Here is a 14,478-nt window from a genome sequence, read left to right as displayed (position 1 = left end):
TATCAAGCGGCAAGTTTGCTTAAATCGTAGCGCGCCGAGTTGGAACGCGGCCTCCAGAAGTCGCGCGTGACCGCCTGTTCCAACTTTTCCGCAATATCACGCAAGGCATGCGGGTTCTTCTCGGCCAGAAAATTCCGCACGTCGTCGTTTACCAGAAATGCCTGGTAGACAGCTTCGAAGTGGTGGTTGCCGACAGCGCCGGTGGTAGCGGCGAAGGCAAAAAGATAATCCACGGTCGCCGCCATCTCGAATGCACCCTTATAGCCATGGCGCATCACGCCAGTAATCCATTTCGGGTTGGTCACGCGGCCACGAACCGTACGGGCGATTTCTTCTTCAAGCGTGCGGATAACGGGTTTTTCCGGACGTGAATGGTCATTGTGGTAGATGGCGGGGCGCTCGCCCGAGACAAGTTCCACCGCCGCCGACATACCGCCTTCGAACTGGTAGTAATCGTCGGAATCGAGCAGATCGTGCTCGCGGTTGTCCTGATTTTGCACGACTGCGTTGACGTCCCGCAGCCGTTCTTCGAGTAAGCCCCGCTCAGCATTGCCCTCGATGCCCGCGCCATAGGCATAGCCGCCCCAGACGAGCCAGGCTTCGGCCAGATCGTCGCGCTTTGTCCAGTCGTTTTCGTCCATGAGTGCTTGCAGGCCAGCACCATAGGCACCCGGCTTGGAGCCGAATACGCGAAAACCGGCGCGTTGTCTGGCCAGCTTTTCTTCTGTGCCTTCTCCAATGAGCCGCACCTGCTCGCTGCGCATGCGTGCGGCGATAGGATTATCCTCGGCATCTTCATCCAAAGCGCCCACTGCCCGCACTGCCGTGTCGAACAGCGCTATCTGGTCTGGAAATGCATCACGGAAGAACCCCGAAATTCTCAAGGTTACATCGACGCGTGGACGACCAAGCATGGCCGTCGGGATGATCTCGTAACCGGTAACCCGGCGCGAGGCCATATCCCACACCGGCTTGGCACCGATCAGTGCCAGCGCTTGCGCAATATCGTCGCCGCCGGTGCGCATATTCGACGTGCCCCAGGCCGTAAGGCCAAAGGATGTCGGCCATTCGCCATGATCCTGGGTGTAGCGTCGGATCAGAAGCTCGGCGGATTTCTGCCCGAGCTCCCATGCGGCCGGCGTTGGCACGGCGCGGCTATCGACCGAAAAGAAGTTTCGCCCAGTCGGCAAGACATCCGGGCGCCCGCGAGTTGGCGCCCCCGACGGCCCCGGCACAACGAAACGTCCGTCCAGTGCCGTCAGCAACGCGTTCATCTCGGCATCGCCACAAGCGGTAACGGCAGAACGCAAGTTGGTGCCGATGCCGTCAAGTACGGCAATTGTCGCTGCCCAATCCTGAGTGCAATCCACCTCTCCGGCCACCAATTTGGCGGCCAGTAGCTCGACACGTTCGACGGTATCGCCGGCGATGCGCCAAGGCTCATCCGAAATAGCTTGCAAGATATCGGGGCGAGGCCCGTCCCATGGCTTGGCCATCTCACAATCCAGCGGGTCGAAGCCCTCCAGCCCGAGATCAAGCGCAATCGCCCGCTGCAGGCTCTGATCGGCGCCATGGCCGGCCCCGCGTGGCACGCGCGCCAGCGCAACCACGAGATCGGTCAGCAGACGCCCTTCCGGCGATCGTCCAAAAACATGCAGGCCATCGCGGATTTGCATTTCCTTCAAATCACAAAGATACGCATCGAGTTTCTGCAGAGCGAGATCGTCCGGGTCATGGTCGTGAATGCCCGCATCACTGTCCAGCCCGATATCGCGCACCAGATCGAGAATTTGCGCCTTAAGACGCACAAGACGGCGCGGATCGACACCGGATGCCTCGTAATATTCGTCCACCAGCGCTTCAAGGTCTTTGAGCGGACCATAGCTCTCGGCGCGGGTGAGCGGCGGCGTCAGATGGTCGATAATCACTGCCGACGAGCGGCGCTTGGCCTGGGTTCCCTCACCCGGATCGTTGACGATAAACGGGTAGATATGCGGGACGGGCCCAAGCACGGCTTCTGGATAACAGTTTTCCGAAAGCGCCAGCGACTTGCCCGGCAACCATTCAAGATTGCCGTGCTTGCCGACATGCACAATGGCATGCGCGCCATATACCTCCCGCAGATAGGCGTAGAACGCGAGATAGCCATGCGGCGGCACAAGGTCCGGCGAATGGTATGTTTCTTTCGGATCGATGTTATAGCCGCGCGCCGGCTGAATGCCGACGAGCGTTTCGCCGAAGCGCGCCAGCGGCAGGGCAAACGTCTCGGCATGCTCCATGAAGTACGGATCGGCCTCCGGCTGCCCCCAGCGCGAGGTGACAATGTCTTGAATCGATTGCGGAAGCTTTTCGAAGAAGCTTCTGTATTGATCCAAGGAAATCGTTTCGCGGATTTCCCGCCCATCGTGGGCTGCGTTGGTCGGGCCCGACATCATATGGTTGATCAGCGCGTCGCCGTCGCTTGGTACGCTGGCAACCGGATAGCCCTGCTCGCGCATCGCATGCAGGATATGCCAGGTACCAGCAGGCGTATCCAAACCCACACCATTGCCAAGCCGCCCATCGCGATTAGGGTAGTTTGCCATAATCAGCGCGACACGGCGTGAAGCAGGCTTCGCAGCACGAAGCCGCGCCCAGTTCGCTGCCAGCGCAGCAACAAACTCCACGCGGTCGGCCATCGGTTCATGCGTGACGATATTGGCCTGGGTGCTATCGTCATAGTGCCGTGCGGATTTGAATGACACCGCGCGCGAAAGAACACGTCCGTCGACCTCCGGTAGTGCCACATTCATTGCCAGGTCGCGGGCTGACAATCCCTGATCGGAGCCGCGCCATTGTTCGATGCTCGATCCGGAAAAGATCACCTGCAGCACCATCGCGCCGTCGTGTTCGAGCACGGTAGCTTTGCGTGCGCTGCCCGGCGCGGAAACGGCAAAGCCAGTCGAATTGAGCACGACAGAAGGCGGCGCCTCGGCGAAAATGCTCTCTAGCGTCGCCACAGATACCGGATCTTTCAGGCTGGAAACGAACACCGGTAAAGGATTGAGCCCCTTGGCTTTCAGCGCATCGATCAAAGCTTCGGCCGGCTGTGTCTGCCCGCTCTGCACCAGTGCGCGGTAAAAACAGACGGCAACGACCGATGCATTATCCTGCCATTGTCCACGCAATTCTTCCAGCGATGGCGCGGCGCTGCCCGGCCACCACAACCCGGCTTTCAAAAGCGGCGCTGCTTCCTGCGGCTTATCCTTGCCGTCGATCAGTGATCCACAATAATCGAGGAAACGTAGGGCGTTCTGCGCGCCACCCTCCAGCAGATAGTGCCAGAGCGCATCGCGATCCTGTCGTGAAATCGTGGAAAACCGGTCCAGCCCCGGGTCCGGCTTATCGTCACCTGGCAGCACCGCAAGCTGTACCTTGTGATTGATCGCGCAAGCATGCAACGCTTCCAGCCCGTAAGGCCAATAGCTTTCGCCGCCGATAATCCGCACAACAATAAGCTTTGCATGGCGCGCCGTACGCTCAACATAGGCATCGACCGACATGGGATGTGCCAGAGCCATCATATTGGCAAGACGTAACGATACGACGTCGTTTTGTCGCCGGGCAAAGCTAAGGCTTGCCAGTTCCGTATCGGCCGCGGAAAGAAACAACACATCTCCCGGCGTCTGGCCAAGGTCTATGGCCTCGGCGCCTTCAGCGATCGTGCCTTTCTGGGCCAGCAGGAGATGCATTCAGTTTCCTATCAGGCCGCGGCAGCGTTCATTGCCGTTGAGATGGCCGCCGTATCGATATCGTGCAAACCAATCACAACGAGCCGCGTCTGACGCTCTTCGCCAGGGTTCCAACTGCGATCGAAGTAATGTTCGATACGTGAACCGACGGCCTGAATCACAAGACGCATCGGCTTGCCGGGAACATCGACGAAGCCCTTGAGCCGCAGGACATCGTGATCGGCAATCACTGCTTTGAGCTTTTCGACGAATGATTTGGGCTCGACCACTGGACCAAGTCCGACGACGAAGCTCTCGAACTCATCATGATCGTGCGCTTCGCCTGCCGCATGCTCCATCTCGTGATGCGACTGGCGATTGGCGATGTCTTCCTCGGTGCCGACACCAAGGCCGAGCAGCAATTCATTGCTAAGCTTGCCGTAGCTTGCTGAAACCATGTTGAGCGAGCGCGAGGATCGGCTCTGCACATCGCTGCGAACACTCGTCAGCTCGGCATCACTGATAAGATCGGACTTGTTGAGGATGATTAGATCGGCAGCACGGATCTGGTCTTCGAACAGCTCTTCCAGCGGACTGTCATGATCAAGCGATTCATCCCGTTCCCGTTGCGCGTCGACCTTGTCATGATCGTCGGCAAAACGTCCCTCCGAAACCGCGGCTGCGTCGATGACAGTCACCACACCATCGACAGTAACTTGTGTCTTGATCTCCGGCCAGTTGAACGCGGCAACCAGCGGCTGCGGTAAAGCCAATCCCGACGTCTCGATGACAATGTGATCGAAGCGATCCGGCCGATCCAAGAGTTTGGTCATCGTTGGAATGAAATCATCCGCAACGGTGCAGCAGATGCAGCCATTGTTCAGTTCAATCATATCCTCGTCGCGACAGGCCTCGATACCGCACCCTTTAAGCAAGTTGCCGTCAACGCCAAGATCGCCAAATTCGTTGATGATCAACGCAATACGCTTGCCGTTGGCATTTTCAAGGAGGTTGCGGATCATCGTCGTTTTTCCAGAACCGAGAAAGCCGGTGATGACGGTTGCCGGAATCTTTTGACCCTGCATGGTGTTATCCCTTCATTTTGAGCGGCAGTCCTGCTGCCACGAAATAGACCTGAGCCGCAGTAGCAGCCACGGCTTGATGGAGCCGGCCTGCATGGTCGCGAAAGTCGCGCGCCATGCGGTTTTCCGGCACGATGCCGAGGCCGACCTCATTGGAGACGAGCACCACGGCACCTTTGAACGTGGGCAGCACCGCAACAAGCCGCGCTGTCTCTGTTTCGATATCTTTCTCAGACATCATCAGATTGGTGAGCCATAATGTCAGGCAGTCGACGAGGATCGCTTTGTTGTCGGCACATTCTTTTTCCAGAGCGCCCGCAAGATCGAGAGGTTCCTCGATCGTTGTCCAATTCGGACCCCGCCGCGCCTTGTGCAGCCCGATCCGCTCCGACATTTCATCGTCCCATGCTCTGCCAGTAGCAAGATAGACTGCATCCATACCAGATGCCTCGATCAACCCCTCGGCAAAAGAGGATTTACCGGAACGCGCGCCGCCCAAAACAAAGGTTGCTCTGCGTTCGAGTTGCATCAGGCATCCAGCTCCGATTGCGCGTAATGTTGAATGGCCCAACCAAGCGCTGTTCCGAGCACCACCCAGAAGAACAGGTTGGTTGCCAGTGTCGACACCGCAAATTCGGAAGCCAATGTCGGCGGTACGCTTGAGGTCAGATCATCGGCTTCAGGCGCACCATAAACGTGCGGAGCCACGATCAGCGCAATGCCCAGCACCTTTGCCCAGATCTCGTCGCGAAGCACGATGAGATAAACGCCGCCTGCCGTCAGCAGAACTGTAATCAGCCACCATGCCTGCCTTGTGGCAAGATCGGCGGCAGGCATTGCCGGGAGTTCCGGTGAAAGGCTGAATGCCGGCGCAAGATTGAAAATAAAGAAGCCTGCAAGACCCCAATAAATACCATTTTGAAGCGTGATCCTGCGACCCAGAAAAAGCGCGGCAGCTCCTGTGATGAGGGCAAAGCCAGCACCGGCAACGAGATTGATCAGCAGCGTATTGCCAAAGCGGCCAAATGGAAGCGCAGGGCTTACCTCTTTTTCATGTTCGTGCGGCGCTACGGCAGCAGGTGCAGCTTCAGACGTCGCCCCTGCAGCGTCATGGCTATGTTCAGGACCGCCGGCGTTTTCATATTCCTCGGCATGCAGAATAAGCGGAACGTTCCGCACATACATTGCCGGTGTCAAAAGAATACCGGCAAAAAGACCAGCTACTATGGTAGCCAATAGATACTTAACCAACATGAATTCACTCCCCCATCCCTAAAGCGAGATGCCGGGTACCTGAAAAGGCCCCGGACCAAACAAATTGTAATTTTTCAATGCGTAAGAGCAGATAGCTGAATCGTCTATTCAGCTAGTGAAAAGCTCAATGGCAGGGAAATCCATATGAATGGCGGGTGTCGTGCGCGGTATCATGCAGCGTTTCGGAATGCGAAAGACCGACACCGTAAATGATGAACACGCCGAGCATAAGCGAAAACACCGCCGTGGTTAGACGCGATGCGAGCGGGAGAGAAATCGTAGTCGAAGTACGAGTAGCAGCCATAACAACCTCCGTGCAGGGCCAGAAGGGACAATCCCCTTCGGTTTTGGGCACGATTGCCCTATGACTGGCAGGTCTCCTGGCTCGCGGGTCAAAAGATCAATGCCGCCTTCCCGGTTTCCCAGTGGCTGCCATCAGCTTTCGCTTCTGGCGCTGACATTGACCCTCGCCGCTCTACAGTCGCGGGGTCGGCTGCGGTTAGGTCGCCCTGATGGGTACGGCCGTCGCATTCCCTTTTGATCCCTTGGCCTTTGGCCGATATCGGGAACCAATCATGTGGTGACGTTATTCACCAAGCGCCACGAATGTCAAACGAAACTGCGACACCAACCGCTGCTGCCGCATCATCGCTGTGATTCGAGCGCGAGCAGCCGGTCGATATCAAGCACGACCGACAGTTGGCCGGCTATGGAATCGAGAGCCTGGTCTACCCCGGCATGATAATCGAGCGCGTCCGCAGCAATACCCATGGATTGTAAGAATACCGCCCTGAAACCATCGTCTACGAATAGCCCGTGCAAATAGCTGCCAAAAACTTTGCCGTCCCTGGAGGTGGCACCATCCGCTGTGCCGTTGATGCGAACTGTTGGTCGCTCGCAGTCCGGTCCCGTTGTTCTACCAAGGTGAATCTCGTAGCCCTTCAATGGCAAATCGAACTGCAGCGAATGTGCCTCTACGTTGCGCACCGTCTTTTCCGGTTCCATGACCGTATCGATATCGAGATGACCGAGACCTTCTACTTCCGTGATATTTCCTTCAATTCCATCGGGATCGCGGACAGTGCGGCCGAGCATTTGATATCCGCCGCAGATGCCAATGATATGACCGCCGCGCCGCCTGTGCACATCGAGATCCCGGTCCCAGCCATTTTCCTTGAAGCGCAAGAGATCGCCAATCGTGGATTTGGAACCGGGAATGATCACAAGTCCGGCATCCGGAGGCAGCCGCTCGCCACTTCTTACCATGACCACGTCCACCAGCGGCTCTGCCATTAGCGGATCGAAGTCATCGAAATTAGCAATGCGGTCGAGGACAGGTACTGCGATTTTCAAGGCCCGCCCCTCCCCCCTGACCAGCCGCTCAAGCACTACGGAATCTTCGGCGGGCAAACGTGAGGCATCGCGCAGCCACGGAACGACACCGAAGGATGGCCAGCCGGTAAATTGCGTTATAGATTTGAGCCCATCATCGAACAGCGAAATGTCGCCGCGAAACTTGTTGATGATGTAGCCAATGATCATGTCTCGATCCTCCGGTTGAAGAATCGCGTGTGTGCCGACGATCGATGCGATAACCCCGCCACGGTCGATATCGCCCACCAGCACAACCGGAACGTTGGCGCGGGTGGCGAAACCCATATTGGCAATATCGCCAGCGCGCAGATTGATTTCCGCAGGCGATCCCGCACCCTCTACAATAACAAGATCCGTACCTTCCCGCACGATATCCCAAGACGCCATGACCGCATCGAGCAGCTGTGACTTGAATTTCTGATAGTCGCGGCCCTTGGCTTGTCCCCAGACCTTGCCGTGCACGATGATCTGGCTGCCGGTTTCAGACTGCGGTTTTAGAAGCACCGGGTTCATATGCACCGATGAAGGCACGCCGCAAGCCAGTGCCTGCAGCCATTGCGCCCGGCCGATCTCCCCGCCATCGTCGCTGACGGCGGCATTGTTTGACATGTTCTGCGGCTTGAAGGGGCGCACCTTCAAGCCGCGATTGCGCGCTAGCCGGCAAAGTCCCGCCACGAGGACCGATTTCCCAACATCAGAGCCAGTTCCCTGCAACATGATTGCGTGCGTCATGGGCTTTGAGTAGCGGATATGTCTTTCTCTTCCTAGTCCCACCCGAAGACGTTGCGCCACTTGGTGCTTGGGATAGAGTGGACGGAACAAGAATGCAGGGAGGTTACCATGGACACGCTGGTCGATTCGGCTACCGGTCAGTTCGAGCTGAACGAGGACCAACTGGCAATCCAGGACATGGCCCGGGCGTTTGCCGCTGATCGTGTGGCACCCAATGCGCTCGCCTGGGACCGCGAAAAGCATTTTCCCGCAGATGTGATTCGTGAAACCGGTCCGCTTGGAATGGGCGGTATCTACGTGCGTGAAGATGTGGGCGGTTCAGGGCTGAAGCGGCTTGATGCCGTTCTGATTTTCGAAGCCCTGTCGGCGGCTTGCCCTGCATTCTCGGCGTTTATTTCCATCCACAATATGGGGACATGGATGATTGATCTCTTTGGCAACGAGGAGCAACGTCTGCGCTTTGTACCGAAATTGACGTCCATGGAGTGGTTGGCCAGCTATTGCCTGACCGAACCCAATTCTGGTTCCGATGCTGCAGCACTGAAGACGCGCGCGGTGCGTGACGGCGATGAGTATGTGCTCAACGGTGCCAAGCAGTTTATCTCAGGCGCCGGCGACTCCGACGTCTACGTGACAATGGTACGGACCGGCGAGGACGGACCGAAAGGCATTTCAGCACTTGTAATCCCGAAAGACGCCCCCGGTCTTTCGTTCGGTGCAAATGAGTTCAAGATGGGCTGGAACGCTCAATCGACAAGGCAGGTCATATTCGACAATTGCCGGGTTCCTGTGTCAAACCGTCTTGGCGAGGAAGGCGACGGCTTCAAGATTGCCATGGGTGGCCTTGATGGCGGACGTCTCAATATTGCGGCCTGCTCTCTCGGCGGTGCACAGTCGGCACTGGACAAAGCCGTAGCCTATGCCTCCGAGCGTAAGGCCTTTGGCAGGGCGATTAACCAGTTCCAGGCGTTACAGTTCAAGCTTGCTGACATGGAGACCGATCTTTCTGCGGCACGAATGCTGCTCTACACGGCTGCATCGAAGCTCGACCGAAAGGCCCATGACGCGTCGAAATGGTCAGCCATGGCCAAGCGCTTCGTTACAGATGTTGGCTTCAATGTCGCCAACGACGCGCTGCAGATCCATGGTGGTTACGGTTATCTGCACGATTATGGCATCGAGAAGATCGTTCGTGATCTGCGCGTTCACCAGATACTCGAGGGAACGAATGAAATCATGCGCGTTATCATCGCAAGGCATATGACCAGTCACTAAACAATTTCATCAGGAGAAAACTGCAATGGCGACTGTCGCTTTTATTGGTCTCGGGCACATGGGCAATCCTATGGCGGCCAATCTTGTCAAAGCGGGACAAAAGGTGCTGGGCTTCGATATACTGCCGGAAAACCTTGAAACAGCCCGAGGTAACGGCGTGGATGTTACAGACAGCGCTGAAACAGCGGTGGCTGAAGCCGATGTCGTCATCACGATGCTTCCTGCAGGCAAACACGTATTGACGGTTTATGAAGCTGTTGCAAAAAAAGCGCGAAAAGGCGCGCTTTTCATAGATTCGTCTACAATCGATGTCCATTCGGCGCGAAATGCTCACGAGATTGCTCAAGCGAATGGGCTGCTTTCGGTCGATGCACCTGTTTCTGGCGGTATTGGCGGCGCAGCAGCCGGTACGCTGACGTTCATGGTTGGCAGCAGCGCTGAAGCGTTTGCGAAAGCTGAACCCATTCTTAAGCCCATGGCGGGCCGCATAGTGCATTGCGGCGAAGCCGGCAACGGACAAGCCGCAAAGATCTGCAACAACATGATCCTCGGTATCTCGATGATCGGCGTTAGCGAGGCTTTCACGCTGGCAGAAAAACTTGGCCTCTCGCATCAAGCACTATTTGACGTAGCCTCGACTTCATCCGGGCAATGTTGGTCGCTGACCACATACTGTCCGGTGCCCGGCCCGGTTGCCACGTCTCCAGCGAATAATGGCTATAAGCCGGGATTTGCCGCTGCATTGATGTTGAAAGACCTCAAGCTGTCGCAGGACGCCGCCGCGAGCGTAGGAGCAGCGACGCCGCTTGGCGCCCATGCCGAGGAGCTCTATGCGGCGTTCAATTCGGCTGGCAATGAGGGTTCTGATTTTTCAGGAATTGTAAATTTCTTGCGCGAATCCAAACGCGATAACTGAAAACACAGAGCAAAGCCCCAGAAATCTTCCAAATTTAGATTTGCTTAAGCACTTGCTAACCTCGCGGTAACGATGTCCGGTTAAAACTTTACAGGTAAGCAGACCAAGACCCTGCTTGCCTGCTCCGGATCAGGTACTGCGTACCGGAGTTGCACCTTCTTCGGACTATATCCAGTATACAAAGACCGCACTGCTCCACTCTGGGACAGGGCGGTTTTTTTCAAATGCTCCGGTTCCGAAATGCAAAGAAAAACCGCCACCTGAAAAGGCAGCGGTTCTGCATAAATCACGTTGGTAGATCAGCCCGCCGAACGCGTCCATATGAACGAAAGAGCCGACGCTACGCCGCTCTTCGCGTTGTTCGATGGTGCGTTGCGCTTTTCAGTGGCATTCCACGAAATATGGACGCGGTTATTGCGGTTAAAAATATAGAGCATTCCTGCACCTCGAAGAGAAAACTATTGTTGCCTCTCAAATGCGCTACTTGCCTGAAATTTGATCAGGAAAATTCGCCATGGGGTGTCGCATTTTCTGCATTCAGCCTCGCAAATTCGCATGGCAGGCATGCGCAAATCGCCTGTCGGTCTAGATTGCGCCGTTTTGCGACCAAACAACAGCGTGGCGCAAACAGAAAAGCGTCACGACAATTGACGCCACACCTCACCACGCGGCAAGGCATGGCCGTTTCAAATGAATCGATAAAGGAAATTGTCTAAAACGTTGATCTTTCATCGATTGGTTTGTTACGATGCATGGATGAACATTGTGCCTTGGTTCGCATTCATTGTCCCGGCGTCGTTATATCGACAGGCCTTGTCGCGATGCACCGCATTTATTCAAAGAAAGCATTGCATTCTGCCGGGATAAGGATGCCAAATGGCACATAAGCGAACAACTGGGTAGGACAGTACCAAGTTAGAATTCGTATTCGGGTGAACTGTCAAAGAGTGGGAGATAAAGCACATGAAGAAGCTACTCGCTTCAACTATACTCGCCGCTGGTCTTTTCGGCTACGCTGGATCGGCATCGGCTGCAGAATGCGGCACTGTAACAATCGCCAATATGAACTGGCCCTCCGCCGAAGCTTTGGCCAACCTGGACAAGATCATACTATCAGAAGGTTATGGCTGCGACGCCGAACTGGTGGCTGGCGACACGGTTCCAACTTTCACGTCGATGTTAGAAAAGGGTCAGCCGGACATAGCACCGGAGGGCTGGCTCAATACTGTCCGTGACCTCATTGAGAAGGCTGTCAAGGAAGAAAGACTGGTGCTGGCCGCGCCTGCCATTACCGAAGGCGGCACGGAAAGCTGGTGGATCCCTAAATATTTCGCTGATGCGCACCCGGAGATTAAGACGATTGCGGACGCGATGAAGCACCCGGAATTGTTCCCCGCTCCGGAAGACCCCAAGAAAGGCGCAGTTTATAATTGCCCTTCGGGTTGGGCTTGCCAGATCACGACCACCAACTTCTATAAGGCCTATGGCGGCGACAAAAACGGCTTCATGCTTGTCGATACAGGTTCAGCAGCGGGTCTTGATGGCTCAATAGCCAAGGCGTACGAGCGCAAAGAGCCTTGGCTCGGATACTATTGGGGCCCCACCGCAATCCTTGGTAAGTATCCCATGGTCAAGCTCGACAATGGCGTACCATTTGACGAAGCCGAATGGAAACGCTGCACTGTCGTTGCCGATTGCCCCGATCCAAAGCCTAACGGATGGGCGAAGTCTGATATCTACACTGTTGTCACAAAGAAATTTTCTGACGCTGCTGGCCCCGCCTTCGATTATCTGAAAAAGCGGCAGCTTTCGACTGAAGAATTCAACAAGCTGCTAGCCTGGATGGTCGACAACCAAGCTACGGGTGACGATGGCGCCAAATATTACCTCAAGAACAATGAGGCTGTTTGGACAAAGTGGGTCTCGCCGGAAGCCGCAGAGAAAATCAAGGCAGCCATACAATAATTGTCAGATACGGCGAAGCAGGGCTTCGCCGTATCCTACTCTTGATAGGTTGAGCGTCACAGCGTTCAACCACTTCAGCCATTCAAAAAGCGTAGCGCTTGGGGTGGCTATAGAAGGGGCACAGACAAATGGATTGGTTTTACTCATTTCCCAATATGAATGACGACACGCTGCGCAACCTGAAAAAGACGATGGACGAGGGTTTCAAGGCGTTCACCCGTCAATATGGCGACATCATTGAATCGTTTTTTCAACCCCTGCAGTATTTTCTCATTCAGGCGGAACGTTTCATGACGACGACGCCGTGGCCGGTCATGATCGTTCTCATTGGCGGCATTGCATGGATAGCCAGCCGCAACTGGAAGATCGTAGGTGGTACCATCCTGACCCTTCTCCTCATCGGCTATTTCGATATGTGGAGTGACGCGATGAAGACCATTGCCATGATCTTCGTCGGCACGGTCGTTTCCATCGTCGTTGGTATCCCGATTGGCATTGTGATGGCGCGTTCTGATGGTTTCCAGCGAATGGTCAATCCCATTCTTGATGTCATGCAGACAATGCCGAGCTTCGTCTATTTGATTCCGGTTGTGATGTTGCTTGGCATCGGCAAGGTCCCAGGCCTTATCGCCGTTGTGATTTACGCTATTCCGCCAATGATTCGCCTGACCAATCTTGGTATCAGGCTCGTTGACAAGGACGTCCTGGAGGCGGCTGACGCATTCGGTTCGTCGAGTTGGCAGCGATTGAGAAACGTTCAGATCCCGCTCGCCCTTCCGACAATTATGGCCGGTATCAATCAGACAATCATGATGGCTCTCGCTATGGTGGTTATCGCATCGATGATAGGCGTCCAAGGACTTGGACAGCCCGTTCTGCGTTCGGTGAACGGCCAGTTTTTCTCGCTCGGACTTTTCAACGGCCTTGCCATCGTTGGCATCGCCATCATCTTCGACCGCGTTAGTCAGGCCTATGGCAAGCGTCTTCAGAAGCACCAGGAGGTTGTCCATGGCTGATCGTTCGGTTCAGGGAGCAGGCATCAAGATCAAGAATCTCTACAAGATTTTCGGCCAGAGACCGCAAGCCTATGTCGAGGCGGTGAAGAAAGGCATGTCAAAGACCGAACTCAATGAAGATCATGGACATGTTCTTGGCTTGCGCGACATCAACATCGATATGCCAGCCGGTTGCATCCAAGTTGTTATGGGGCTCTCAGGTTCAGGAAAGTCCACATTGATCCGCCACATCAATCGCCTGATTGATCCAACGGCAGGTGAAGTCATCATCGATGGCGCCGATGTGTGCAAGATGAACCAGAACGATCTGCGTCAATTCCGGCGACACAAGACGGCGATGGTTTTCCAGAAATTTGCTTTGCTGCCCCATCGCACGGTGCTGGATAACACCGTCTATGGCCTTGAGATACAGGGCCTGTCGCGGGAAAAACAGGAGGAGCAGGCTAGGCGCTGGATCGGCCGGGTGGGCCTCAAAGGGTTTGAGGATCATTATCCCAACCAGCTTTCCGGTGGCATGCAGCAGCGTGTCGGTCTCGCTCGCGCCCTGACCAACGACGCACCTATCCTGCTGATGGACGAAGCTTTCTCAGCGCTCGACCCGCTTATTCGCATGGACATGCAATCGGTTCTTCTCGATCTGCAGAAGGAAATCAAGAAAACGGTCGTTTTCATCACTCACGATCTCGACGAGGCTTTGCGCCTGGGCGATCGCATCGCAATCCTTCGTGACGGTGAAGTTGTCCAACAAGGAACCGGGCAGGATATCGTTCTAAAACCTGCAGACGAGTATATTTCAAGCTTCGTGAAAGAGGTCAATCGCGGCCGGGTTATCATGGTCGACACTATTGCCACGCAATCCGGCGCGCCGTCAGCAACGGGCGGAGTGACAGTCAAAACCGGCACAATTCTTGAAGAAGCTGCCAAGACAATGACCGACGCCAACCAGCAATATGCAACGGTTATTGATGATAACGGGAAACCCACTGGCGTCATCAGCATGAATAATTTGATTCAAGCGATGGTCACACCTATCAGCCATCTGACATCGAAAGCTGCGGCGGAATAGTCAACGCCGTCGGTGTCGCTTCCCTTGCGCTCGGCGTCGCTCACGCCGCGCACCCTGCGCCGTGCTCTGGCGATAGTGGACCATCGCC

Annotated in this window: 10 protein-coding genes, 1 pseudogene and 1 riboswitch; of the genes and pseudogenes, 5 read left to right on the top strand and 6 right to left on the bottom strand. The window is 55.6% G+C overall.

The genetic code is table 11. The annotated features are described in order from the left end of the window. Nucleotides 1-2: 2 nt before the first annotated feature. The 6 genes from cobN to C7476_RS04635 form a co-directional block, all read right to left on the bottom strand. Complete coding sequence (cobN, locus tag C7476_RS04660) at nt 3-3,731, bottom strand: cobaltochelatase subunit CobN (protein WP_114428737.1); 3,729 nt, start codon at nt 3,729-3,731, stop codon at nt 3-5. Between the two features lie 11 nt (nt 3,732-3,742). Next, nucleotides 3,743-4,795: a cobalamin biosynthesis protein CobW gene (cobW, locus tag C7476_RS04655; RefSeq protein ID WP_114428736.1), complete on the bottom strand. Its 1,053-nt coding sequence runs from the start codon at nt 4,793-4,795 to the stop codon at nt 3,743-3,745. A 4-nt stretch (nt 4,796-4,799) separates the two neighbouring features. After that, nucleotides 4,800-5,321 (bottom strand): bifunctional adenosylcobinamide kinase/adenosylcobinamide-phosphate guanylyltransferase, encoded by a 522-nt coding sequence (gene cobU / locus C7476_RS04650; protein ID WP_114428735.1) that lies wholly within the window; start codon nt 5,319-5,321, stop codon nt 4,800-4,802. Next, nucleotides 5,321-6,046 (bottom strand): CbtA family protein, encoded by a 726-nt coding sequence (locus C7476_RS04645; protein WP_114428734.1) that lies wholly within the window; start codon nt 6,044-6,046, stop codon nt 5,321-5,323. Before C7476_RS04645 ends, cobU begins: the two co-directional genes overlap by 1 nt. Nucleotides 6,047-6,170: 124 nt before the next feature. Further along, nucleotides 6,171-6,350, bottom strand: coding sequence for a CbtB domain-containing protein (locus tag C7476_RS04640; protein WP_112528662.1), 180 nt, complete (start codon nt 6,348-6,350; stop codon nt 6,171-6,173). 49 nt (nt 6,351-6,399) lie between these two features. Beyond that, a riboswitch (cobalamin riboswitch) is annotated at nt 6,400-6,635 on the bottom strand. A gap of 56 nt (nt 6,636-6,691) precedes the next feature. Further along, on the bottom strand, nt 6,692-8,152 hold the full coding sequence (locus C7476_RS04635; protein WP_114428733.1) for a cobyric acid synthase: 1,461 nt from the start codon (nt 8,150-8,152) through the stop codon (nt 6,692-6,694). A gap of 108 nt (nt 8,153-8,260) precedes the next feature. On the opposite strand from C7476_RS04635, the gene C7476_RS04630 reads away from it, so the two are divergent. The 5 genes and pseudogenes from C7476_RS04630 (at nt 8,261) to C7476_RS04610 (ending at nt 14,390) form a co-directional block, all read left to right on the top strand. Then, on the top strand, nt 8,261-9,427 hold the full coding sequence (locus tag C7476_RS04630) for an isobutyryl-CoA dehydrogenase (RefSeq protein ID WP_114428732.1): 1,167 nt from the start codon (nt 8,261-8,263) through the stop codon (nt 9,425-9,427). Nucleotides 9,428-9,440: 13 nt separating this feature from the next. Then, a pseudogene (mmsB, locus tag C7476_RS04625) lies at nt 9,441-10,343 on the top strand (3-hydroxyisobutyrate dehydrogenase); the annotation flags it as partial. A 963-nt stretch (nt 10,344-11,306) separates the two neighbouring features. Next, nucleotides 11,307-12,308, top strand: a complete 1,002-nt coding sequence (locus C7476_RS04620; RefSeq protein WP_114428730.1) for an ABC transporter substrate-binding protein — start codon at nt 11,307-11,309, stop codon at nt 12,306-12,308. A gap of 128 nt (nt 12,309-12,436) precedes the next feature. Further along, nucleotides 12,437-13,324, top strand: a complete 888-nt coding sequence (locus tag C7476_RS04615; RefSeq protein ID WP_114428729.1) for an ABC transporter permease — start codon at nt 12,437-12,439, stop codon at nt 13,322-13,324. Further along, a complete protein-coding gene (locus C7476_RS04610; protein WP_114428728.1) occupies nt 13,317-14,390 on the top strand; it encodes a quaternary amine ABC transporter ATP-binding protein in 1,074 nt (357 codons plus the stop codon). The genes C7476_RS04615 and C7476_RS04610 overlap by 8 nt, the downstream gene beginning before the upstream one ends. The last annotated feature ends 88 nt before the right edge of the window (nt 14,391-14,478 follow it).

The sequence above is a fragment of the Phyllobacterium bourgognense genome, from assembly GCF_003337575.1.
Lineage (GTDB): Bacteria > Pseudomonadota > Alphaproteobacteria > Rhizobiales > Rhizobiaceae > Phyllobacterium > Phyllobacterium bourgognense.
The sequence above is the reverse complement of the archived record's forward strand: the minus strand, read 5'-3'. Positions and strand labels throughout refer to the sequence as shown.

Excerpts from the sequence above, each read along its gene's own strand:
- C7476_RS04615 (WP_114428729.1), top strand. The coding sequence starts at position 12,437 with ATGGATTGGTTTTACTCATTTCCCAATATGAATGACGACACGCTGCGC.
- C7476_RS04620 (WP_114428730.1), top strand. The coding sequence starts at position 11,307 with ATGAAGAAGCTACTCGCTTCAACTATACTCGCCGCTGGTCTTTTCGGC.
- C7476_RS04610 (WP_114428728.1), top strand. The coding sequence starts at position 13,317 with ATGGCTGATCGTTCGGTTCAGGGAGCAGGCATCAAGATCAAGAATCTC.
- C7476_RS04630 (WP_114428732.1), top strand. The coding sequence starts at position 8,261 with ATGGACACGCTGGTCGATTCGGCTACCGGTCAGTTCGAGCTGAACGAG.
- cobN (WP_114428737.1), bottom strand. The coding sequence starts at position 3,731 with ATGCATCTCCTGCTGGCCCAGAAAGGCACGATCGCTGAAGGCGCCGAG.
- C7476_RS04640 (WP_112528662.1), bottom strand. The coding sequence starts at position 6,350 with ATGGCTGCTACTCGTACTTCGACTACGATTTCTCTCCCGCTCGCATCG.
- C7476_RS04635 (WP_114428733.1), bottom strand. The coding sequence starts at position 8,152 with ATGACGCACGCAATCATGTTGCAGGGAACTGGCTCTGATGTTGGGAAA.
- cobU (WP_114428735.1), bottom strand. The coding sequence starts at position 5,321 with ATGCAACTCGAACGCAGAGCAACCTTTGTTTTGGGCGGCGCGCGTTCC.
- cobW (WP_114428736.1), bottom strand. The coding sequence starts at position 4,795 with ATGCAGGGTCAAAAGATTCCGGCAACCGTCATCACCGGCTTTCTCGGT.
- C7476_RS04645 (WP_114428734.1), bottom strand. The coding sequence starts at position 6,046 with ATGTTGGTTAAGTATCTATTGGCTACCATAGTAGCTGGTCTTTTTGCC.